The sequence below is a fragment of the Pseudomonas cyclaminis genome, from assembly GCF_015163715.1.
GTDB lineage: Bacteria > Pseudomonadota > Gammaproteobacteria > Pseudomonadales > Pseudomonadaceae > Aquipseudomonas > Aquipseudomonas cyclaminis.
In genome coordinates, this window is sequence record NZ_JADDUM010000064.1 from 1 (window position 1) to 23,172 (window position 23,172).

15 protein-coding genes, 1 tRNA gene and 3 pseudogenes are annotated in these 23,172 nt (G+C 61.3%); 16 read left to right on the plus strand and 3 right to left on the minus strand.

Going from position 1 to position 23,172, the window contains the following annotated elements; genetic code table 11:
- The 3 genes from mgtA to IQK56_RS09965 all read left to right on the plus strand — a co-directional run.
- The coding region (mgtA, locus tag IQK56_RS09955; RefSeq protein ID WP_193901657.1) for a magnesium-translocating P-type ATPase at positions 1-1,668 on the plus strand (1,668 nt) is incomplete at its 5' end.
- Positions 1,669-1,733: 65 nt separating this feature from the next.
- Positions 1,734-2,081, plus strand: a complete 348-nt coding sequence (locus IQK56_RS09960) for a DUF2493 domain-containing protein (RefSeq protein ID WP_122307190.1) — start codon at positions 1,734-1,736, stop codon at positions 2,079-2,081.
- 18 nt (positions 2,082-2,099) lie between these two features.
- Positions 2,100-2,909: a hypothetical protein gene (locus IQK56_RS09965; RefSeq protein WP_193901659.1), complete on the plus strand. Its 810-nt coding sequence runs from the start codon at positions 2,100-2,102 to the stop codon at positions 2,907-2,909.
- Here the strand turns inward: IQK56_RS09965 and IQK56_RS09970 are convergent.
- Entirely contained in the window at positions 2,906-3,598 is a 693-nt protein-coding gene (locus tag IQK56_RS09970) for a tellurite resistance TerB family protein (protein ID WP_122307192.1), read from the minus strand. The genes IQK56_RS09965 and IQK56_RS09970 overlap by 4 nt on opposite strands.
- Positions 3,599-3,702: 104 nt before the next feature.
- On the opposite strand from IQK56_RS09970, the gene IQK56_RS09975 reads away from it, so the two are divergent.
- Entirely contained in the window at positions 3,703-4,230 is a 528-nt protein-coding gene (locus IQK56_RS09975; RefSeq protein ID WP_193863114.1) for a DinB family protein, read from the plus strand.
- A 2-nt stretch (positions 4,231-4,232) separates the two neighbouring features.
- On the opposite strand, the pseudogene IQK56_RS09980 reads toward IQK56_RS09975, so the two are convergent.
- Positions 4,233-4,690 (minus strand): annotated as a pseudogene (locus tag IQK56_RS09980) (GFA family protein).
- A gap of 493 nt (positions 4,691-5,183) precedes the next feature.
- Here IQK56_RS09980 and IQK56_RS09985 point away from each other — a divergent pair.
- From IQK56_RS09985 to IQK56_RS10025, 9 genes and pseudogenes are all read left to right on the plus strand, one after another.
- Positions 5,184-5,270, plus strand: a tRNA-Leu gene (locus tag IQK56_RS09985).
- Positions 5,271-5,476: 206 nt separating this feature from the next.
- Positions 5,477-5,815: pseudogene (locus tag IQK56_RS09990) on the plus strand (phage integrase central domain-containing protein); the annotation flags it as partial.
- Positions 5,816-6,197: 382 nt separating this feature from the next.
- On the plus strand, positions 6,198-6,614 hold the full coding sequence (locus IQK56_RS09995) for a VOC family protein (RefSeq protein WP_150759894.1): 417 nt from the start codon (positions 6,198-6,200) through the stop codon (positions 6,612-6,614).
- Between the two features lie 223 nt (positions 6,615-6,837).
- The gene (locus IQK56_RS10000; protein WP_193863110.1) at positions 6,838-9,270 is read left to right on the plus strand and encodes a TonB-dependent receptor plug domain-containing protein; all 2,433 of its coding nucleotides are present in this window, start codon (positions 6,838-6,840) and stop codon (positions 9,268-9,270) included.
- Between the two features lie 44 nt (positions 9,271-9,314).
- Positions 9,315-10,928, plus strand: a complete 1,614-nt coding sequence (locus IQK56_RS10005; protein WP_193863131.1) for an ABC transporter substrate-binding protein — start codon at positions 9,315-9,317, stop codon at positions 10,926-10,928.
- Positions 10,925-11,875, plus strand: a complete 951-nt coding sequence (locus IQK56_RS10010) for an ABC transporter permease (RefSeq protein WP_099584265.1) — start codon at positions 10,925-10,927, stop codon at positions 11,873-11,875. Before IQK56_RS10005 ends, IQK56_RS10010 begins: the two co-directional genes overlap by 4 nt.
- Positions 11,876-11,878: 3 nt before the next feature.
- Complete coding sequence (locus IQK56_RS10015; RefSeq protein WP_193863108.1) at positions 11,879-12,763, plus strand: ABC transporter permease; 885 nt, start codon at positions 11,879-11,881, stop codon at positions 12,761-12,763.
- A pseudogene (locus IQK56_RS10020) lies at positions 12,760-14,384 on the plus strand (dipeptide ABC transporter ATP-binding protein). Before IQK56_RS10015 ends, IQK56_RS10020 begins: the two are co-directional and overlap by 4 nt.
- 162 nt (positions 14,385-14,546) lie before the next feature.
- Positions 14,547-18,440 (plus strand): hypothetical protein, encoded by a 3,894-nt coding sequence (locus IQK56_RS10025; RefSeq protein ID WP_193901661.1) that lies wholly within the window; start codon positions 14,547-14,549, stop codon positions 18,438-18,440.
- A 39-nt stretch (positions 18,441-18,479) separates the two neighbouring features.
- On the opposite strand, the gene IQK56_RS10030 is transcribed toward IQK56_RS10025, so the two are convergent.
- On the minus strand, positions 18,480-18,998 hold the full coding sequence (locus IQK56_RS10030; protein WP_122307754.1) for an SgcJ/EcaC family oxidoreductase: 519 nt from the start codon (positions 18,996-18,998) through the stop codon (positions 18,480-18,482).
- Positions 18,999-19,162: 164 nt separating this feature from the next.
- Here IQK56_RS10030 and IQK56_RS10035 point away from each other — a divergent pair, with 164 nt between their 5' ends.
- The 3 genes from IQK56_RS10035 to IQK56_RS10045 all read left to right on the plus strand — a co-directional run.
- Positions 19,163-20,326 carry a sensor histidine kinase gene (locus tag IQK56_RS10035; protein ID WP_193863100.1) on the plus strand — a complete coding sequence of 388 codons (1,164 nt, stop codon included), beginning with the start codon at positions 19,163-19,165 and terminating at the stop codon, positions 20,324-20,326.
- The gene (locus tag IQK56_RS10040) at positions 20,323-20,976 is read left to right on the plus strand and encodes a response regulator (protein WP_122307752.1); all 654 of its coding nucleotides are present in this window, start codon (positions 20,323-20,325) and stop codon (positions 20,974-20,976) included. Before IQK56_RS10035 ends, IQK56_RS10040 begins: the two co-directional genes overlap by 4 nt.
- Positions 20,973-23,172 (plus strand): ATP-binding protein (locus tag IQK56_RS10045; RefSeq protein WP_193901663.1); only part of this gene is annotated, 2,200 nt, incomplete at its 3' end. The genes IQK56_RS10040 and IQK56_RS10045, both read left to right, overlap by 4 nt.

The following is a 23,172-nucleotide window of genomic DNA, read 5'->3' on the forward strand; positions in this document are numbered from 1 at the left end:
GCCATGGCCAAGCGCAAAGTGGTGGTCAAGCGCTTGAATGCGATCCAGAACTTCGGCTCCATGGATGTGTTGTGCACCGACAAGACCGGCACCCTGACCCAGGACAAAATCATCCTCGAACATCACGTCAATGCCTTTGGCCAACGCGATGATGCCGTGCTGTCCCTGGCCTGGCTCAACAGCTATCACCAGAGCGGCATGAAGAACCTGATGGACCAGGCGGTGGTGCAGTTTTCAGAACAGAATCCGAAATTCCAGGTGCCGTTTGCCTACAGCAAGGTCGATGAATTGCCCTTCGACTTTGTCCGCCGTCGCCTGTCCATCGTGGTCAAGGACGCGGCCGACGACCATCTGCTGGTGTGCAAAGGTGCGGTGGAAGAGATGCTCGGCATTGCCACCCATGTGATGGACACCGGCGCCGCCGTGCCATTGGATGAACGCCGCCGCGAGGAACTGCTGGCGATTGCCAACGATTACAACGAAGACGGCTTTCGGGTGCTGGTGGTGGCGACCCGCACGATCCCCAAGGCGCTGGCACGCCAGCAGTACACCACCGGCGATGAGCGCAACCTGGTGATCCAGGGGTTCCTGACCTTCCTCGATCCACCCAAGGAAACCGCCGGCCCGGCGATTGCCGCTCTGCAACAGATCGGCGTAGCGGTCAAAGTGCTGACCGGCGACAACGCGGTGGTCACCAGCAAGATCTGCCGCCAGGTCGGCCTTGAGCCCGGCCGGCCGCTGCTGGGGGTGGAGATCGAATTGATGGACGACGCCACCCTGGCACGTCACGTTGAAGAACGTACGGTGTTCGCCAAGCTCACGCCGCTGCAGAAATCCCGTGTACTCAAGGCCCTGCAAGCCAACGGCCACACCGTGGGTTTTCTCGGTGACGGCATCAATGATGCCCCGGCCCTGCGCGATGCCGACGTAGGCATCTCGGTGGACAGCGGCACCGACATCGCCAAGGAATCGGCCGACATCATCCTGCTGGAAAAGAGCCTGATGGTGCTGGAAGAAGGCGTGCTCAAGGGCCGCGAAACCTTCGGCAATATCATGAAGTACCTGAACATGACCGCCAGCTCCAACTTCGGCAATGTGTTCTCGGTGCTGGTGGCCAGCGCCTTCATCCCCTTCATGCCGATGCTGGCAATCCACTTGCTGCTGCAAAACCTGATGTACGACATCTCCCAGCTGGCATTGCCGTGGGACAAGATGGACAAGGAATACCTGGCCCAGCCACGCAAGTGGGATGCGAAAAACATCGGCCGTTTCATGCTGTGGATCGGGCCGACCTCGTCGATCTTCGACATCACCACCTTTGCGCTGATGTGGTACGTGTTCGCCGCCAACAGTGTCGAGATGCAGACTCTGTTCCAGTCCGGTTGGTTTATCGAAGGCCTGCTTTCGCAAACCCTCGTGGTGCATATGTTGCGCACCCGCAAGATCCCGTTCTTCCAGAGCACAGCCGCCTGGCCGGTGTTGATGATGACCTGCGTGGTGATCGTGCTGGGGATCTACGTACCGTTCTCGCCGCTGGGCACACTGGTGGGCTTGCAACCGCTGCCACTGGCGTACTTCCCATGGCTGGTGGGCACCTTGGTCAGCTACTGCTGCGTGGCCCAACTGATGAAAACGATCTACATCCGCCGCTTCAAGCAGTGGTACTGATCACCCCTGCCGTTTAAACGGTGGTGGCCGCTGGGCCGCCGCCGTGCCTCACAAGGAATCGGACTATGCGCATCTTGATCTGTGCAGGTCGTCATTACGCCGACACCAAGAAGTCCCGCCAGGTGCTGGACGCTTACCACCGCCTGCGCCCGGTGCAGGTATTGATCCACGGCGGCAACCAGTTCCTCGGCAGTGACATCGAGGAATGGGCCCGGGAAATCGGCATCGACGTGGTGCGTTACCCACCCAACTGGCAACGCCATGGCAAGCAGGCCGAACGCCAGCGCAACCACTTCATGCTGACCGACAGCCGCCCCGATGTGGTCATCGCCCTGCCGGGTGGTGAGGACACGTCGGAGCTGGTCTGCCAGGCCAGAGCCAGCGGCATTTCGGTGCTGACTGTAGAAAGCTGAACTCAAGCGAGGTGCATCATGCACAACCCACACACTCCCAAACGCCCTGACGGGTTTGCCAAATACCGTGCGCGTCACGGCCGTGATGTGCACCACAGCCTGCTGCTGTTGCCGCCGGCTAAACGCCGTGCATTGCGGCATAACTTAATGTTTATCGGCCTGACGCTGGGCTTTATTTTGCTCATCGCCGTGATATCGAAGGCCAATGCGGCTGGCGGCGCCTATGTGGTCGATGACGGCGCTATCAACGCGCCGGGCGAATGCAATGTAGACGCCTGGTTCAGCGCTTATCGCCACGACGGCGGCAGCCACAGCGAAACACTGTCGCCGGCCTGTACGTTCAGTGCGATGCCTGCGGTGCAATGGGGCACAGCACTGTCACGTGCCAGCGGCGAAAGCCAGCTCAGCCCGCAACTCAAGGCCCAAGTGCTGTCACGGGATGACCTTGGTCTGCAACTGGCGGTTGCTGCCGGCGCGCACTTTGCCCAGGACCGCAGGCATGCGTATGACGGCGCGGATTTCAACGTCCCCCTGACGTGGCAGCCGCTGGCGCCACTGCGCCTGAATCTGAATGCCGGCTGGACCCATGCCTATAACGACGGCGATGACCAACACCGCCTGACCTGGGGCACCGGTTTTGAGTATCAGCTGGCGCGCACGCTGACGCTGGTCGCCGAGCGTTATGGCCAGGCCGGCGGCGACCAGGCGTGGCAGGCCGGGCCACGCTTGCATGTCGGGACATACCTCGATGTGGACGTTGTGGTTGGGCGCAGCCTGATCGGCGAGCGTGAGCAATGGTTGACTACCGGCGCTACGGTGCGGTTCTAGGCCCTGGCCTGTTGCTCCAGGTGCAGCTGCAATTGGGGATCGATTTGCAGCTGCCCCGCCAAGTCATCCAGGTAGTTGCGCTCGGCGTCCTGCTGGTCGTCCACCAGCATCACACTGGCGAGGTACACCTCGGCCGCTACTGCCGGGTCGCGGGCGAATTCGGCAAAATCCGCAGCATCCAAAGGCTTGTCGACTTCGGCATTGAGCCACTGTTTCAATTGCGGGTCGTCGGTGTGCTTGCTCAACTCAGCGGTGATCATTTGCTGCTCTTTATCATCGATCCGGCCATCTGCCTTGGCCGCGGCAATCAAGGCGCGTAACACAGCATGGCTGTGGACCTCGGCTTCAGGGCCATCAAGCTGGTCGACGGTCTGGAAGGACGACTGCGCTTTGGAAGCCTGCTGACTCTGCCAAGCCTGATATGCCTGAAAGGCCATCATCCCTAACGACGCCAGCGCCGCGTAATTCATCCCGCCGGAGCGCCCCTGCGAAGGACGCGTTGCAGCCCCGCCACCGAGCATGCCGCCAAGGCCGCCCAACAACCCACCCAGCCCGCCGCCGGCCGATGCATTGCCGGTGGTGGTGCCCTTCAACAAACCGCCGAGTAGCCCGCCCAGGCCGCCGCCCGTAGCGCCCCCACCGGTCTGTCCGGCGCGCAGCAGTTGTTCGAGTAGATCGCTGGTGTTCATGGTGTCACCCTCCCGGGCGTAGTATTGGCGTTCAACAACCATAGCCCGCCGCTGCCGGAACACCATGACCGCCGAGCGGGCGCGCATCCAACCAGGGAACACCCGTGAACCGAATCGAGCAGATCGCACTGATGGCGACCTACAACCAGTGGATGAACCGTAAGGTCTATGAGGCCGCCGCCAAGCTTTCAGATGCGCAATTACGCGAGGATCGCCAGGCTTTTTTCGACTCGATCCTGGGCACACTCAACCACCTGGTGCTGGGTGATACGGTCTGGCTCAAACGCTTCGCCCAACACCCGGCGGGCTTTACCGCGCTGGCCCCCTTGGAGGCCATAGCCACGCCTGTCGAACTCAAGCGCCTGGCCTTCGCCGACCTGAGCGCGCTGGCGACGCGCCGCACCTGGCTTGACCAACTGATCATCGACTGGGCCAACACGTTGCGCGAGGCCGACCTCGACCTGCGCCTGCCCTACCACACCATGCGCGGCGTTGCCGCCGATAAGCCGTTTGCCAGCCTGCTGCTGCACTTCTTCAATCATCAGACCCACCATCGGGGCCAGGCGACGACCCTGCTGACTCAAGCCGGAGTGGATGTCGGCGACACGGACCTGCTGGCATTGATCGATTGACGTCAACGGGCACTGAACACGGCGTAGGCCTGCATCAAGCGCGGGAAGTCCTGGGGTTCAGGCAGTTGCGCAAAACTTTCGACCGCCGGGGTCGTGGCCCAGGGCAGCTTTTCACTGGTCCAGGTTTCCATGAACGGCACATACCCGCTGGCGTTATCCAGCAAAGTCGCACGCACGTTGACGAACTCATCAGTGCCATGGGGGCGGGTAAACAGCCAGCTCATGCAATGTGGGCACACATAATGACGGTCCACCCCGTGCAGGCCACCGATCACCGGGCAGCCCTGGGTCACGGTGAAGGCGCTGGCCGGGATCAATGCACTGAGGGAGAACGCGCTGGAGGTCATTTCTGACACCCCGTGCAATGGCAGGCCATGGTGATCACAGGGGCCTCACTCACACTGAAACGCACACGATTACAGCGGCAACTGCCTTCTTGAGGCAGAGTCTGGACACTCATCACTCACTCCTTTTTATGATTAGGGTAGTGGCAGGGTAGCGTCCAGGTTTGGGCTTGAACAGGTTGGCGCCATAAACGAACGCTAAGGGGCCTGTGAGGTCGTAATTTCAGGTGCCGGGATTTGTCGCAGCGTTTGCCCAGAGGGTTCAGCGGCCAGCCTTTCGTATAAGCCTCTACGCAGAAGCCCCGGAAAAACCGGGGCTTCTTTGCATTCACTGCGTCAACACTGCGCGTTAAGTCGTCAAGGCCGCGCTTGAGGCTCTTGATGCCACTTTTCTGCCGATCGATGGTGTTTTTCCGCTCCTCGACCATAGGTTTGAGGCTCTACAGCTGACTGTCGCTGGTACTCCACCCATCCTTACGTTTAAAGCCCCTGTAGATCACTGATCTTTCGAGCTTTTTCACCCTGGCCTGCGCACAACAAAGCTACTTTGCGGCCTTGCGCATACGCGCTTGGATCTATATATTCCCAACCCTGCTACACCGCGCTACCGCCCGAATGGCGAAACTGGTAGACGCATGGGACTTAAAATCCCCCGCTCGTAAGGGCGTCCCGGTTCGATTCCGGGTTCGGGCACCATCTCCAGTTCCACGGACAGCCAGTAAAGTCCGTGGAACCCTTTAAAACCCGCCTCTTGGCGGGTTTTTTCGTTTATGGCATTCAGTCGGTTTCCGTCAGAAACTGGCGGATTCCAACCGTTTCAGGGGTAGTGTTAGGGGTAAGGTAATTCGATAATGGGGGAGTACCCTTATGTCGCGCACCACTGCTCCACTCTCCGATTCGGCTTGCTGCGGATGCTGGCGAAAGGCATCGACCCCATAGAGACCAAACACCAAGCCAAGACGCAGGCCGCAATCAAAGGCCGAACCTTTGAAAGCGCCGCACTGGACTGGCACAAAGCGATGTCCGCCAAATGGGCTCCGGGCCATGCCAAGACCGTCCTGAACCGTCTCAAAACCCATGTCTTCCAGCTAATTGGCGCTCGCTCTATTGTCGATCTGCACACCCATGACCTGATGCAACCTCTGGAAGCGATCCGGAAACGCGGCACGATTGACGTCGCGTTAAGGGTACAAAACTACCTGCAAAGCATCATGCGCGAGGCGAAACGTGCTCGACACATTCCCGATCCCTTCTGTAAAGCGCTCGAGTGGGGGCAAAATTGGGGGCATAATTCGATTTTTTCAAGCTGTAACTATCGTTCTAGAGCCCAGTCAAAATGTTTTTTGGGCATTGCCTTTGGCGGTATCACGGCTGCCGGAACGGGGTCTGGCTGATGGTCGTCTTCCGTCGACACTGCGGGCACAGATACGCCGAATAGCGCCTGTCGCATCTCTTCTTCCGTCAATTCGGTGTTCATACTGTTTCTCAGGGGGATTCAGGAAAGGCTTGGCCGCGATTGAAGCCAGTACTCGTGGCGGTGGGTCATATATTAACTGAGCGCAAGCTTGCTGGTCTCGTAGAGCGTGACGGTACTAAAATTATGGATCGGACAGGAGTGATGGTATGCGCAGTTTTTCAATTCAACGTATCGACCATGTGGTTCTGCGGGTGCGGGACATTGAGCGCAGCGTGGCTTTCTACGTCTCGGTACTCGGGTGTGAGGTTAAAAAGCGCCGTGACGACCTGGGCCTGATTCACTTGAGCGCGGGCACGGCCCTGATTGACCTGGTGGATGTGAATGGCGCCATCGGACGCCAAGGCGGGGAGCCGGCGGGCAAGCAAGGGCACAATGTCGATCACGTCTGCCTGCGGGTCGAGCCGTTTGATGAACAAGCCATTCTCGGTCACCTGGCTGAAGCGGGAATATCCGCTGACAAAGCCGAGATGCGCTATGGCGCAGAGGGCACAGGCTGGTCAATTTATTTCAACGACCCGGACCATAATCAAATCGAGTTGAAAGGCCCGGCGGTGCAGCCTTGATGGACGCTTGCGCCCTGCCCGCGCCACCCCAAAACATCATAAAAATAGATGATCTTAAAAAACAGGATAATGACAATATCTAATAATTAGCTTATTCCAAAAAAGACTTTCCCTCGGGTTTTTTATAGGAATATCTTCACTTCACAGACCGACCCCATACCTGGCGGAGGACGTACCCCCGACCACCAGGAGCCTGTAGCAGGCTAAATGGACCGATCTCGACATGCCAGACCTCGCCGCCCCGCTGCCCCTCAAGCACTTCCACCTGTCACTGCTGACCAGTTCGCTGCTGCTCGCAGCAGCGCCCTCCTTCGCCGAAACCGCCACGCAAGACGCCAAGCTCGGCACCGTCACGGTGATCTCCACCGGCCTGCGTGGCCAGGAGCGCACCGTGGCCGACAGCCCGGCGCCGATTGATGTGATCAACAGCGAGCAACTGCTCAAGACCGGCCGCGCCGAATTGTCCGAGGCGATTGCAAAGTTGCTGCCGTCGTTCAACTTCGGCACCAACATCGCCGGCTATAACTCAGTCACCCGCCCGCTGAGCAACCGCAGCCTCGGCCCCGCCTACACGCTGGTGCTGGTCAACGGCAAACGCCGCCACAACGGCGCCACCGGCCAGCGCGGGTCCATCGACAACAGCGGCGCCAATGCGGTGGACATCGACCTGATCCCGGTCAGCTCGGTGGACCATATCGAAGTGCTCAAAGACAGCGCAGCGGCCCAGTACGGATCCGATGCGGTGGCGGGTGTGATCAACATCATCCTCAAGACCGGCAGCAGCGGCGGTCACCTGGAAACCAGTTACGGCCAGTTGTTCTCCGGCCAGGGCGAGACCATCAAGGTGGCGGGTGACCAGGGCTTCACGCTCGGCGAAGGCGGCTTTTTCCACCTCTCGGCGGATGCGCGCAAACGTGGCGAAGCGTCGTGGAACGACAAGGCCGACGGCAGCGTCAGGGCCTTCAACGATCCAGCCAAGGAAGTCGCCTGGGACCGCGTAGCGATCAAGAACGGCGATCCTGACCTCAAGGCCTTCAACCTGGCCTATAACGCCGAACTGCCCCTGGAAGCCCTGACCCTGTACTCATTCTCCACCTACGGCGAGCGTGATGCCGAGGCCGCCAACTACTTCCGCCTGCCGACCGGCCGGGCCGCCGTGCCCGAGGTGTTCCCCGACGGTTACTACCCGCTCAACAACATCAAGGACCGCGATTACCAACTGCTGTTCGGCGGCAAGGGCCAGGCAGCCGAATGGAACTGGGACCTGAGCACCACTTACGGGCGTAACAATGTCCACCACTCCAGCGACCTCAACATCAACCCGTCCCTGGGCACCGCGTCACCGACCAAATTCGACAACCTGGCGACCTTCCGCTTCGAGCAGTGGGTCAACAACCTGGATTTCACCCGCCGCTACGACAGCCTGTTCAACCTGACTTCGCCGGTGCAGGTGTCGGCCGGACTGGAACATCGCTGGGAGCACTTCAGTACCTTCGCCGGCGACCCCGAGGCCTATATCACCGGTTCGTACCCGGCGGCATCGGGTGCCCAGGCGGCGGTGACGATTCGTCCGGAAGACGAAGTCAGCCTGATCCGCAACAACTACGCAGGCTACCTGGACTTGGGCTTCGACCTGACCGAACGCTGGTTTCTCGACGTCGCCGGGCGGGTCGAACATTACGATGACGACTCAGGCAACACCTTCGGCCTGAAAGTGAACTCGCGCTACGAACTCACCGACAGCGTGGCCGTGCGCGGCACGGTCGGCAGCGGTTTCCGTGCGCCGTCCCTGACCCAGATCGGCTACACCGTGGCCGACAACCGCGTGTCCACCGACGTGAACGGCAACGTCGTGCCCGCCGTCACCCGCCTGACCCCGTCGGGCAGCAACCTGGCCAAGGCGTTGGGCGGTGATGACCTCAAGCCGGAAAAGTCGCGCAACCTCGGGCTGGGCCTGACCTGGCAACCGGCGCCGCGCACCAGCATCACCGCCGATGCCTACCTGATCGACATCGACGACCGCATCGCCCTGACCAGCAATATCTACGACCAGGGCAACGGCGTGATCAACGGCATCCTCACCGGCCAGGGCGTGCCCTCGGGCACCTGGGTCAACTACTACACCAATGCCTTCGATACCCGCACCCGTGGCCTGGACGTGGTCGCCGACCACACCACACCGCTGGATACCTGGGGCGAAGTGCGCTGGAGCCTGGGCTTCAACTGGAACAAGACCACCATCGAAGGCACCCGCGACACACCGAGTGCGCTGGCCAACTCCGGCGTGACCCTGGTGGGCCGCGACCGCGAAGGCGACCTGACCGAAGCGTCACCCAAGACCAAATGGATCCTGGGCGCCAACTGGAAGGTCGAGGACGTCGCAGTCAACCTGCAAACCAGCCGCTACGGCGCGGTCAAGACCCTGGCGGTCAACCCCACGGGCGACCGCAGCTTCGGCGCCAAATGGATCACCGACCTGGACGTCAGCTACACCTTCGTCGACCAGATCACCGTGAGCATCGGCGGCACCAACATCTTCGACGTGCGCCCCGACCGGCACGCCGTCTACAGCAACCTGGGCCTGGCGCCCTACGGCAACCCGCCGTTCTACCCCGGCGGCGGCTACTGGTACACCAAGCTGGCCTACGACTTTTAAGCCAATCGCCATACGAGGGCATCCCATTGAACACCTCCAACTTGATGAGCCGTCTATTGGCCCCTTGCGTCCTGGCGTTAAGCTTGGCCGCCTGCTCGCCTTCGGGCAGTGACAGCCAGGCCGGCAAGACCCTGAATATCGCCTTCTTTGGCGACAACACCATCCTGGTCAGTGTCGACCCGTTCCAGGTCTATTGGCTGGAACACCGGGTGCTGCTGCGCAATATCGCCGAGTCCCTCACCGATCAGGACCCGCAAACCGGCAAGATCATTCCCTGGCTGGCCAAAAGCTGGGAAGTCAGTGACGACGCGCTGACCTACACCTTCCACCTGCGCGACAACGTCACCTTCAGCAATGGCGAGCGCTTCGATGCCAAGGCGGTGAAAACCGCCTTTGACAGCAATAAGGCACTGGCTACCGAGTTGCCCGCCACCTTCGGCGCGACGTACCTGGCGGGCTTTGATCACGCCGAAGTGGTCGATGAATTTACCGTCAAGCTGGTACTCGCCAGGCCCAATGCGGGCTTCCTGCAAGCGACGTCCACCACCAACCTGGCGATCCTCGCGCCAGCCTCCTACACGCTGAGCGTCAAGGAACGCTCGCTGGGCAAGATCATTGGCACCGGCCCGTTCGTCTTGGCCAGCTACACCCCGGAAGTCGGCGCGCACCTGACCAAGCGCAAGGGTTACGCCTGGGCGTCGGCCAATATGAAAAACCAGGGCGAAGCGCACCTGGATGCGGTGGACGTCACCTACATCCCCGAAGAAAGCGTGCGTAACGGCCTGTTCCTGCAAGGCAAGGCCGACATTCTGTGGCCACGCAACCCGTTCTCCGAGGTCGACCTGAAACTGCTCCAATCCAAGGGCGCGACCATCCAGAGCCGCTCGCTGCCGGGGCCCTCCCTGAACCTGTTTCCCAACACCCGTGGCGGTCGCATATTGGCCGATAAACAGGTGCGCCTCGCCGTGCAGAAAGCCATCGACCGCAAGAGTTACGCGAGTACCGTCTACAACGCCGAGTTTGCCGTGGTAGACGGCATCTTTGATGTGACCACGCCTTACTTCAAGAGCCAGGGCGCCAAGCTCGCCTATGACCCGGCGGGCGCCGAGCGCCTGTTGGACAGTGCCGGCTGGGCCCAAGGTGCAGACGGCTACCGCCAGAAGGACGGTAAACGCCTGAGCCTGACCTACAACGTCATGCAGGCCGAGACCGCAGGCGATGTACTGCTGCAGGATCAACTGCGCAAGGTGGGCATTGAGGTAAAACTCAGCGTGGTCACGCGTGCCGAATGGGTCGCCAACAACTCCGCCGGCAACTACGACCTGACCATCAGCTACATGACCCGCGCCGACCCGATCATCCTGCAAACCATCCTTGACCCCCGTACGGCCAACAGCTCGACGGTAGCCACCAACCTCTTTGAGCCACCCGTACTTGAACGCGCCAAGGGCCTGTTCGATGCCGGCATCACTGCCACCCAGAGCCAGCAACGCGCAGCGGCCTACGGCGAGCTGCAAGACCTGTTGGTGGATGAAGGCTCGGCGTTCCCGGTCTACGAGCGCGTATGGCAGGCGGCAACGTCGGCCAAAGTGAAAAACTTCCGCTGGACCGCCGAAGGCTTTGCGCTGCTGGGTGATATCGAGGTCGATGCACCATGAGCCGCTACCTGATCGGCCGGGTCGGCCAGGCACTGCTGGTGCTATGGGGTGCCTATAGCATCACCTACTTCATCCTCTATTTGCTGCCGGGCGACACCTTGTCGATCATGCTCAGTGCGTCCGGCATGGAGGCCGACGCGCTGTCGGTGGAAGACCTGGCCAAGGCGCGGGCCTATTACGGGCTGGATAAAGGCCTGTTCGAGCAATATATCGACCTGCTGCTGGGCGCGTTGCACGGCGACTTTGGGCAATCACTGTCACTTAACCGCCCGGTGGCCGAGTTGCTCGCCGAGCGCCTGCCCCAGACGCTGTCCCTGGCGGGGCTGGCGATTGTGCTGTCGCTGCTGGGCGGTATCGGCCTGGCTTACCTCACCGCGTATATCCGCTGGCAACCGTTGAAAAAAGCCCTGGCGCGCTTGCCGTCCCTGGGCTTTTCGGTGCCGGTGTTCTGGATGGGCTTGCTGCTGATCCAGGTGTTTGCGTTTGGCCTGGGCTGGTTTCCCGCCACCGGCAGCCGGGGTTTCGAAAGCCTGGTACTGCCGGCGATCACCCTGGCTATCCCCAGTGCAGCGGTGTACGCCCAGGTGCTGCAACGCAGTTTTCAGGGCGTGTGGAAAGAGGCGTATATCGTCACCGCCTACGCCAAGGGCCTGAGCCGAGGCCAGGTGCAGGCCCGCCATGGGTTCAGGAATGCCGCGCTGCCCATCCTCACCCTGATCGGTTTGCAGGTGGGCAATACCGTGTCTGGCGCCGTGCTGGTGGAAACCATCTTCGCCCGCTCCGGCATCGGCCGCCTGGCCCAGGAAGCCGTGCTGCGCCAGGACATTCCAGTGGTGCTGGCCATCGTGGCCGTGTCGGCGGCGGCCTTTGTCCTGGTAAACCTGCTGGTGGACCTGCTTTACCCGTGGCTCGACCCGCGCATCTCCCACACGCCCAAGGTGTCCTAGACCATGACGACGCTTACCCACAAACGCGTGCGCAGTGAAACCCTCTGGCGCCGCCGCAGCCCCTGGCAACGCGCCACGGCAACCCTGCTGCCCTTGTTGCGCCGGCCGGGATTCAGTCTGGCGATGCTGGTGGTGCTGTTCTCGCTGGTGGCCGCCGTGGCGCCGCAGCTGCTGAGCAGCTTCGACCCTTACGCCACCTCGCCCGCCGCCAAACTCACCGCGCCCAGCCTGAACCACTGGTTCGGTACCGACGAACTGGGACGCGACCTGTTTACCCGCGTGGTCTACGGCGCGAGCCTGTCGGTGCTGGCAGCCTCGCTGGCGGTGGGGATCGCACTGGTGGGCGGCCTCGGCCTGGGCATCTTGTCCGGGTTTGCCGGTGGCCGTCTCGATGCGGTGATCATGCGCGTGGTCGATGTATTGCTCGCCCTGCCCGGCCTGCTGCTGGCCCTGGCGATTGTCACGGCCATCGGCTTCGGTACGGTGCCGGTGGCCATCGCCGTGGGCATCGGCATTATTCCGGGCTTTGCCCGCACCACCCGCGCTGAAGTGCTGCGGGTGAAAACCCTGCCTTATGTCGAGGCTGCACGCCTGGGCGGTGCCAGCTGGGGGCGCACGTTGTTGCGGCACATTCTGCCCAACGCCTGGGGCCCGGTAGCGGTGCTGGCGACACTGGATTTCGGCGCGGCGATCCTCGCCACCGCAGGCTTGAGTTTCCTCGGTTTCGGCGCCGCGCCACCGGCGGCGGAATGGGGCACCTTGATCGCCAACGGCCGGCACTTCCTGATCACCGCACCGTGGGTGTCCTTGCTGCCCGGCCTGTTCCTGGTGGCGGTGGTGTTCAGCCTTAACCATATCGCTCGCACCTTTGAGGAGATCCAGCGATGAGCGCGCTTTTGGTCGATGTACGCCAACTCAGTGTCGATTACCGCGCCAGCGGCCAGGTCAATCCGGCGGTGCGTTCGCTGTCGTTTTCCCTGGCGCAGGGCGAAACCGTGGCGATTGTCGGCGAGTCCGGCTCGGGCAAATCCACCCTGGCCAATGCCATTCTGGGCCTGCTGCCGGACAATGCGCAGATCAGCGCCGGGCAACTGTGGGTCGACGGCCACAACCTGACCCACGCCAGCGAACACCAGCAACGCAGCCTGCGCGGCCGCACCATCGGCCTGGTGCCCCAGGACCCGATGGTCAGCCTCAACCCCACTCTGCGCGTCGGCCAGCAGATTGCCGAGGCGTTGATCCTGGCCAAGGGCAAGCGCTACCCCGGCGTCGATGCGGATATCGTCGAATTGCTGCAACAGGTGGGGATCGACAAACCGGTGCTGCGTGCGCGCCAGTATCCCCATGAACTCTCCGGCGGCATGCGCCAGCGTGTGCTGATCGCCATCGCCCTGGCCGGTAACCCGCGCCTGATCATCGCCGACGAACCCACCAGCGCCCTCGACGTGACCGTGCAGCGCAAGATCCTCGACCACCTGCAACGGCTGGTCAGCGAGCGCGGTATTTCGCTGCTGATCATCACCCACGACCTGGGCGTGGCCGCCGACCGTGCCGATCGCATCCTGGTGATGCAGCACGGCGAGGTGGTGGAACAAGGCCCGCCAAAGCAGATCCTGGCCCAGCCCAGCCACGACTACACCCGCGCCCTGATCGCCGCCGCGCCTGCCTTCGCCAAGCGTCGCGAACCCTTGCTCAACCTCGACCTGGGGCGCCGGCCGATCCTGAGCCTGCACAACGTCGGCAAAACGTCGCCCTGCCCAAGGTCAAGGGCGAAGCGTCGACCTTCCTGGCCCTGGAGGGTCTCAACCTGGAGGTCTACCCCGGCCAGACCCTGGCCATCGTCGGCGAGTCCGGCTCGGGCAAGAGCACCGCGCTGCGCATCGCCCTCGGCCTGGAGAAGCCAAGCCAGGGCCAGGTGTTCTTCGAACAACAGGACGTCACCGACCTCAGTTGGCGCGAATTCCGCCCATTGCGCCAACGCTTGCAACTGGTGCAGCAAAACCCCTTCGCCGCCCTCGACCCGCGCTTTACGGTGTTCGACAGCATTGTCGAACCGCTGGTGTCGTTCGGTTTGCTCAAGGGCGCGGCGCTGGAGCAGGCGGCGCGGGAGTTGATCAGCCGCGTGCACTTGCCGGTGAGTTTCCTCGACCGCTTGCCCCGCGAGCTGTCCGGCGGCCAGTGCCAACGCGTGGCCATCGCCCGCGCCCTGGCGTTGAAACCCGACCTGCTGCTGCTGGACGAACCGGTCAGCGCGCTGGATGTGTCGGTGCAGGCGCACATTCTCGACCTGCTGCAGGAACTGCAACGGGACATGGGCATTGCCTACGTGCTGGTGTCCCACGACCTGTCGGTGGTCGCCAACTTCGCCCACGAGGTGCTGGTGCTGCGTAATGGCCGGGTGGTGGAACAGGGTTCGGTGGAACAGATTTTCAACCGCCCGGCCACCGCGTACACCCGCGAACTGATTGCGGCCATCCCTGGCCAGCAGCTCAAGGCGACGGCCGCCTGAGTCGTTCCTCAAACACACGGTCTGGGGAGGAAGCAATTGCTAACACGTTTGAATTCATAACAGGGGAATCAAACGCCACGGTTGCTCACTCATGCCAACAACCCCGTCGATAGAACCAAAACTGGGCACCCACGATTGAGTGAGATAGAGAGGTAGAAATTCGTGACCCTACTTTCCAGCAGCGTCCCCCGGAGTACAGGGCAGGTACTGCCACAGCCTTTCGTGGCCGAGCCCACACGGGGCCCGTCACCCGCCACCAGCACGGCGGCACACGCGACCGATCAAGCCCTTGGCGATACTCCCCAGGCCAAGGGCGACAAGGACCTCGCGGGGGTGTTTGCCAAAACCGCACATGAACTCGTGAAGACAGGGCTTTCAATTGACGGTACCGATTCCCTCGACGAGATTCCGCCTGATTCAACCTTCGGACAATGGTGGACACACCTACACAAACTGCTTAAAAACCCACAGTTCGTGGGTTGGGCGAAAGGCAAACATATCGACCTTTCCAAGCCTCTGCTGATCAGCTCCTTCGGCCATCTGACCGCGACTGCCAGTGGCCAGCGCCAAACCTTCAGAGCGTTGGATAAGGACCCCTTATGGGACATGGCCGTGGCACCAGTGCTACGGGCGGCGGGCGTGGCGGCGGCGGGCAACTCCCCCCTGGTAATCACGCCGGGCAGTCCCACCAGCGCCCCCTTTCAGGTCGTGGCGAATTTCTATGGCGAAGGGGGAAATGTGAGTGCTGTGCGAGCCAACGAGTTGGAGCGGACCCAGACCTTCAGAAAAAACGCGGCTAACGATCCGGACAGTCACATGACCCCAACGGCCAGTCTGGATCGCCTGGCCATGGAAAAAACTGCGCTGGGCGACCTTGAGGACATACACGCGTTGTCCTCCAGGTTGAAGCAACTCCTGTACAACGGCTCCAGCCAAATCGAAGGTGCGTTGACGAGTACCACGATGGATGTGGATCCGGACTCCTCATTCGGCCAATTGAGCGAGTTGGGTAACACCATGTCCCCTACACTCGAACAGTTTATTCTTGCTAACAATTGGAACCTGCCGAAAACACCGGCAGAACTCGACAACTTAATACAGGTCATCAACAGTCCACCGCTGCCCGTGTCAACGCTTGGCACTCTGGGGGGAGCCCTGTCATGGCCAGTGCCGCTGGAGGAGTACGAACAAAAAGCGGTTTACAGTGACTTTTACTACAACCTGAATCTGCCAAGCCTTATCAACAATGGTCTTGAAATAGACCCACGAGGTGCCTTGGGTTACCTGGCAAAAAACATGCAGTTTTCTAACAGCGAATTGCGCAATCCTCTTCAAGTCATAGAGAAAATACTCAATACCCCCAAGGCTCGCGAACTCGAGTCTGCCCTGCAAGCAAAAATGGGCGACCAGTGGAAAACCAGCTCTTCCCATGACTGGGTCTTGACCGCGATCGCGACAACCTTGGACACAGAGAGCCTTTTTCGTCCAACTCTCAATCATGTGGCAGGTTTCAACCTCGCAGACTACCGCTTCAGTGGGCAGCCCCTGACAACGATCAAACAGGAACTCGCCGACCATCTCGTACAGCTCAACCGGGTATCGCAAGAGTTGGCCCCTGTTGCTGCGCACCTGCTGCTGGCGCGTGCAGCGCCGGAATTGCTGGTCCAAAATATTCCCACTCATGTGACTTACGGGTCCGCCGCTTGGGTAGCGCTCAAGGCCGCAGTGGCGCGCATCGAAACCTACAGTCCTGGCGCCACCGCGCAGATGACCTTTGCTCAGGTGTCCGCGCTGGACGCCAAGGATCCGATTACCGCTTCCGGCCAAGGAATTCAGGACGCCAAATCACGCTTGGCTCTGATCGAATGGGGAAAACTGCACGGTACACTCGTGCCCCGAGAAGACGGCAACTATGCGCAGGCACACATCGACCAGACGAAAAAAGCGTTTCAAGACAAAATTACGGCGTTGCAAACGTCACTCGAACACCTTGCCACCAAGGTGCCTACCCAACGCGATATTGGATTGGACGAACTCAAGAAGAAGTTTGGCGCCGAACTTCCTTACGAACTCAAGTGTTTCAGGGATAACAGCCCTATAGGACGAGGCAGCGGCAACCTTGCCAGCTCCACACAACCCACCTTCTCGTTGTTGGATTTTTACCTAGCCAATCCTGAGTTGAATAGATTTTCAAACTGGGTATCAGATGACAGTCGGTTTCCCACCGGCATGATCGCTCAACTGTCGAGCCTGCCCAACCCAAAATCCAAACATGAGCGAGCGTTTGGCACGTACAAACAAAACGTTATCGATGCGCACACCACCGTGATAAAAAACCAGATTTCCAGACTGCCCCCGGATGATCGAAAAAATCTCGAGTTCGGTAAAATTCGAGTCTTTACCGAAGGTGAGGTCATAAAGTCAAGAACGGTCCTTCCCGGTTTTACACAAAACGATGAAGGTCGCCATCCAGACCAACCCCAGGACAAACGGGCGCTTATTTTCCAGACCGAGCGTGACGGCAATCTGGAGTTTTATGAAATGTCATCGCAAAAAGGGCAAATAACCAAGCGCGACGACCTGAAAAAAAACTTCAAGGAAGGACCTCAAGGCGATTGGGTCGAAATTCCTAGCCATCATGGCGAAACCTGGAAAAACACGGCGATCTATGAACGGACCCCGTCGGTGGAGCAGGCCGCCAAACAAGCAGCCAGCCCCCTACCGGTCACTACACCCGCCTCGTTCACCAGCCCACGCAGTCACTATATTGGTGAACTCGTCGCCTCCCATAGCAACCCCGCATCGCTCTTTGATCCTATGTTTGAGTTGACCAAGGCCATCACGACATTTGATGAAGAGAAAGCCAAGGAAAACGCAATAACCAATATCATCCTCGGCCTGATACCTGGGGCCTCCGCCGTCAGGAACTTGATCAACGGCGACCCGCTGGCCGCGATTGGCGATCTGTTTTTTGATGCCGTCATGTACCTGACAGGTACGGCCTTTACCAAAGGCGGCAGCGCGCTCAGTAGCGTCGGACGTACCAGGGCGGCAAGCGCTGCGAGCAGGCCATTTGGCCGAGGTGTGCTGGGAAGCGCCCCGGGCCTGCCTGGCAGCACTGGACCCATTGCGCCTGGCGCAAAATTCCCGCACATCCGTCAGGTGCAACAAAGTGCGATGAACAACGCACAGATGAAAGAATTTATCAAAAGGGCGGATATCGCTGAAGGCACCTATCAGGTGGGCACGAGCACTGAGCGTATCAAAGCGTTAGCGATGCGCGATCAGAACACAGGTCACTGGTTCCATTATGACGCTGGCAAAGCGCGCCCGTACGGAGCAAAAATCGACAAGTTTTCACCGCAGACACATCGACCGGTTTCAACTGCAGCCTCTGCACCTTCGGCCCCGCTCAATCACTTCGAGAAAAGTCTGCAAGCCGATAACGTTGTACAAATGGGCGGTCCAATGAAGGACCTGAAGATGGTCGCTAACGAAATGCATACGTATGTTGATGTATACAAAGGAGTGGACCGTCTTAACATCGTTGCCCACGGACACCCCCGTAACCTGGCTGACAAAATATTCGGCAGGGGCACTCATGTCGTGATTGATGGTAAACCCTATTCTGCTCGGGAACTGGTGACGTTATTGAACAGCAAGGGGGTTGATCCCTCGCTGTACAACAACATCAGGCTTTTGGTGTGCTATTCCGGTGAAGGGCGAAGCCAGGCTTTTGGTCGATTGCTCCAACAAGAACTCCAGCGCCCCGTCAAAGCGTTTGAAGGCACAGTGACCATGACTTACGGCGCTACCGAAATGGCCAGCAAGCGACGCACGTTAATGACGGCAACACAAAGTACGTATCCGCAAGCCTCGCCCAGCATCGTCGAGCAAGTGTCAGACACGATATTACGAAACAAATTTATCGGTCAGATAACGCCAACCATCTCTAAAGCTCACGGCAGTGCCGTCAAGATCAATGTGGCAGATGTAGGCGTGCCGCCGGTGTTCACCGATAGCGTTATTTCTTACAAACCGGTGTATTTCCAATAAGGCCAGCCGGTCACTCGGCCGAGCGGCCCCCTCCACCTATCACTGCTTGGCGTGCTTGACCTGCACCTCGGGCATCGCCGAAGAGTGATGATTCAGAATTTTCCACTGGCCGCCAACCTGCTCATAGACGAAGGTGTAGCGCGCCTGCACATGGCTGACCTTACCCTTCGCGTCAGTCAGGGTGAAGGTGTAGACCCCGCTGTCCATGGCCACGTTAGTGCCCAGTTGGCGGATTTCACGGTAGTTGATCTGGCCTACCGGCTTGAGCGCCAGGAAGTGATCGAAGTAGTCCTTGATCTGGTCCGGCGTGGTGCGCACCTGGTTGGACACGGTCGGCTGCAACACCGCGCCCGGCGCATAGAGGTCGACCACCGACGTGACGTTGCCGGTCTGCAAGGCGCTGTTCCAACGGTCGAACAAACCGGCGATCTCCCGGTCCTTCACATTGGCCGGCGCCTGGGCCACCTCGCGGTAGACATACGGCGACGTTTCAGCGGCCTGAACAAACGGAACGCTCAAGGCAAACATCAGGGCGATAGCAGCGGGCTTGAATTGCATGGGGAGACTCCAGTGGTGTTGGTTGAGCCCACTTTGCCAAACCGACCGTGGCGCGCCATCGGCCAATCGGAGTCATTTACCTATGCCATCTGGCAGATAGCCCCCGAGGTGTTTAACCATGTTTAATAGACGCCCCCGCCCCTTGCATCACTGGAGCAGCACCCATGCATAACCCGCCCCATGACCCCGGCAGCGCCTTGGCCATGCGTGCGCATTTCCGGCAATCGGAAAGCCGCACGGCGCGGCTGCGGCTGTTGGTGGATACCGGACAGGAGCTGAGCCAACTGGCCCCCGACGCCATGCGCGAACGCGTGCTCGTGCGCGCCTGCGCGTTTCTTGCGATGGACCATGGCCTGCTGCTGGAATGGGACGCCGAGGGGGCAGCCCATACCACCGCAAGCCATGGCAGCCAGGCGCGCCTGAACGGCCTGGCCGCCCTCGCCGACCGCGACCTGCGCGCACCCCGCTGGCAGGAACAGCCGCACAGCGTGCTGCAAGTGCCATTGTGCGGCAGTGACGGCCAGGCTTTTGGCCTGCTGGTGCTGGGCAACAGCGTCAGCCTGCGGGCGCCGGAGCATGAAGACAGCGAATCCCTGCAACTGCTCGCCACCCTGCTGGCTGCGCACCTGGAAAACGATCGGCTGTTGACCACCCTCAAAACCCGCGACAAGACACTGTCCGACCTGGTCAACCGCCTGTTCCGCGCCCAAGAGGACGAGCGCAAACGCGTGGCCTACGACCTGCACGATGGACTGGCACAGACCCTCGCGGGCTTGCACCAGCGACTGCAAGGCTTTGCCGGCCGCTGCCCCGCGCTGCCGGACGCACTCGCCGCCGATTTGCAGGCGATCCTCACCCTGGCGCAGCACTCCGTCGGTGAAGGCCGGCAGTTGATCGCAGGCCTGCGCCCCACGGTGCTGGATGACTTCGGCCTGTTCAAAGCCCTCGACAAGGAAGCCGACCGCCTGCGCGACGCTGGCATCACCGTGGTGTGGCACGCGCACTGTGAAACGCGATTGGCCAGCCAGGTGGAAATCGCGCTGTTCCGGATCGGCCAGGAAGCCATCAACAATGTCCTCAAGCATGCCCACGCCAGCCGGGTGCACTTGACCCTGGCATTGCACGACGGCCAGGCGTCCCTGCGCCTGGACGACAATGGCAAAGGCTTCACTTGCGCGCCGCACGATGACGCCCAGCATCTGGGACTCGCGACCATGCAGGAGCGCGCCAGCCTGCTGGGCGGCAGCTTCACCTGCGTCAGCGCAGTCCACAGCGGTACCCAACTGCACGCCCGCGTGCCAGCTCACTTGCCTGGAACCCCTCAATGACCCACGTCCTGCGTCTCGTATTGGCAGACGATCATGAAGTCACGCGTACCGGTTTTGTCTCGCTGCTGGCCGGCCTTGAGCAGTTCGAGGTGGTCGGTCAAGCCAGCGATGGGCTGCAAGCGGTTGAGCTGTGCGCGGAACTGTTGCCGGACATCGTCATCCTCGACATCCGCATGCCCGGGCTCAACGGCTTGGGCGCCGCGCGTTTGCTGCAAGAACGCCTGCCGGCGGTGAAGGTGGTGATGTTCACCATGGACGACAGCCCCGAATACCTGGAAGCGGCGATGAATGCCGGTGCCGTCGGCTACTTGCTCAAGGACGCCAGCCGGGCCGAGGTGATCGACGCCCTGCAACACGTGGGCGCCGGCGGCGAAGCGCTCAACACGGCGGTCAGCACGCGGCTGTTGCGCCGCATGACCGAACGCCAGGCCAGCGGCGCAGCACCCAGCGAAAACCTCACCCCACGCGAGCGCCAGGTACTTGGCCTGGTCGCCAACGGCATGAGCAACCGCGCCATAGGCGAACAGCTGGGGATCACCACCGGTACCGCCAAGGCCCATGTGGAGCGCGTGATCGGCAAGCTCGGGGCGGCTGATCGGACCCAGGCTGCCGTGCGCGGCATCGCCTTGGGCCTGGTGACGCCATCATGAAGCGGCGTTGGGCCGACCTGCCGCTGCGGGGCAAGGCGCTGGTGGTGATCTCGCTGCCGCTGGTGGTGCTGTTGCTGTCCCTGGTGCTGATCTACACCACTGAACGCCAGACCGCCCGCGCCGAAGAGGACGTGCGCCGCGTGCTACGCGTGCAGGGCGATATCCAGGCCGTGCACACCCTGCTCGCAGAAGCCGCCGCCAGTGTGCGCGGCTACCTGCTCACGCACCGTGAAGACTTCCTGCCCAGCTACCTCAACGCCGGGCCACAGATCGAGTCCGCCCTGCGCCGGCTGGACCGCAATGTGCGTGATCAACGGGTGCGCGAGCAACTGAGCGCTATCAAGCCGTTGATCGAAGGCAAGGTCGACGGCCTGGAAGAGATGCTCAAGGACCGCGAGGCCACACCGGCATCCATCAGTGCCATCCTGATCAGCAACAAACACATCCTCGATGCGTTGCGCCAACACATCAGCACCATGCTCACCCTGGAGGAATCGTTGCTGGCCGAGCGCAGCGCTGCGGCGGCCGAAACCCGTCAACGCTTGTTGCTGTCCACCTGGCTGGCGGCGATCTGCGGGCTGTTTGGGGCGATTGTCGCGGTGCTGTTCCTGTCCAAAGGCATTGTGGCGCGGGTGCAGAATGTACAGCGCAATGCCCAGCGCCTGGCCTTGGGCTCGCCGCTGCTGCCGCAACCGCCGGAGCACGATGAAATCGGCCAGTTGGGCACCAGCCTGGTGGAAGCCGGGTTGCTGCTGGCCGAACGCGAACGCGCCTTGCGTGACAACGAGGAACGCCTGCGGCTGATCATCGACGGGGTCAAGGACTACGGGATCTTCGCCCTCGACACGGCGGGCCATGTCACCAGTTGGAACAACGGCGCCGAGCGGATCAAGGGCTATACCGAACAGGAAATCATCGGCCAGCATTTCTCGGTGTTCTACTTGCCCGAGGAATGCCCGCAGCACCCGGACATGGCGCTGCGCGAAGCCACCCTTAACGGCGATTACACCGAAGAAGGCTGGCGCTGCCGCCAGGACGGCACGCGGTTCTGGGCCAGTGTGGTGATCACCGCCCAGTACGACGGCACCGGCGCGTTGCGCGGGTTCTCGAAGATCACCCGCGACATCACCGACCGCCGCGCTGCCGAAATCGCCCTGCGCAAGGCCCGTGAGGAAGCCGAGCGCGCCAGCCGCGCCAAAAGCGAGTTTCTGTCGCGCATGAGCCACGAACTGCGCACCCCGCTCAACTCGATCCTGGGCTTTGCACAGCTGCTGGACATGGACGCGCCCAAGGCGCAAAAGGCCGACGTCGGGCATATCTTGCGCGCCGGCCAGCACCTGCTGACGCTGATCAACGAAGTGCTGGACATCGCCAAGATCGAATCAGGGAGCCTGGCGTTGAACATTGCGCCGATTCCGTTGGCGGACGCCTTGCAGGAGGCGCTGTCGCTGGTGTCGCCAATGGCCGCCGAGGCGGGTATCCGGTTGCAACCATTGCCCGCCCTGGCGGCGGACGTTGGCATCGTCGCCGACCGCCAACGCCTGACCCAGGTGCTGCTGAACCTGCTGTCCAACGCAATCAAATACAACCAGCGCGAGGGCGAGGTCAGCATCGAGGTCGTCGTTGATGGCCCGCGTATCGGCGTGTCGGTGTGTGATACCGGCAACGGCATTGCGGCGGATCACCTGGGGCAGTTGTTCAAGCCGTTCGAACGCCTGGGCGCCGACCCGAATGTGGAAGGTAGCGGCCTGGGCCTGGCGCTGAGTAAAAGCCTGCTGGAAAACATGGACGGCCATCTCAACGTGCAGAGCCAGGCCGGCATTGGCTCACGCTTCACCTTGGAACTGCCGTTCGCGCGCGTGGCGCCATTGCAGCGCATCGCCACGCCCGTCATCGACACGCAGTCGCCGCGCCCTGCCCCCGCCGCCTGCGCGCACCTGGGCAAGGTCTTGTGCATCGAAGACAACCTTTCCAGCCTGGCGCTGATCGAAACCCTGCTGCAACGCCGACCGGGGATAAAACTGCTGTCGAGCATGCAAGGCCAACTGGGCCTGGACCTCGCCGCACAGCACGCGCCGCAGTTGATTCTGCTGGATGTCTGCCTGCCGGACCTCGACGGTGTGAAGGTGCTGCAACGCCTGCGTCAATCGCCGATCACCCGTGACACCCCGGTGCTGATGATCACTGCCGACGCCA

Coding starts and splice junctions, on each gene's coding strand:
- IQK56_RS10040 (WP_122307752.1), top strand. CDS start 20,323: ATGACCCACGTCCTGCGTCTCGTATTGGCAGACGATCATGAAGTCACG.
- IQK56_RS10035 (WP_193863100.1), top strand. CDS start 19,163: ATGCATAACCCGCCCCATGACCCCGGCAGCGCCTTGGCCATGCGTGCG.
- IQK56_RS10010 (WP_099584265.1), top strand. CDS start 10,925: ATGAGCCGCTACCTGATCGGCCGGGTCGGCCAGGCACTGCTGGTGCTA.
- IQK56_RS09960 (WP_122307190.1), top strand. CDS start 1,734: ATGCGCATCTTGATCTGTGCAGGTCGTCATTACGCCGACACCAAGAAG.
- IQK56_RS10015 (WP_193863108.1), top strand. CDS start 11,879: ATGACGACGCTTACCCACAAACGCGTGCGCAGTGAAACCCTCTGGCGC.
- IQK56_RS10000 (WP_193863110.1), top strand. CDS start 6,838: ATGCCAGACCTCGCCGCCCCGCTGCCCCTCAAGCACTTCCACCTGTCA.
- IQK56_RS09965 (WP_193901659.1), top strand. CDS start 2,100: ATGCACAACCCACACACTCCCAAACGCCCTGACGGGTTTGCCAAATAC.
- IQK56_RS10030 (WP_122307754.1), bottom strand. CDS start 18,998: ATGCAATTCAAGCCCGCTGCTATCGCCCTGATGTTTGCCTTGAGCGTT.
- IQK56_RS09970 (WP_122307192.1), bottom strand. CDS start 3,598: ATGAACACCAGCGATCTACTCGAACAACTGCTGCGCGCCGGACAGACC.
- IQK56_RS09995 (WP_150759894.1), top strand. CDS start 6,198: ATGCGCAGTTTTTCAATTCAACGTATCGACCATGTGGTTCTGCGGGTG.
- IQK56_RS10005 (WP_193863131.1), top strand. CDS start 9,315: ATGAGCCGTCTATTGGCCCCTTGCGTCCTGGCGTTAAGCTTGGCCGCC.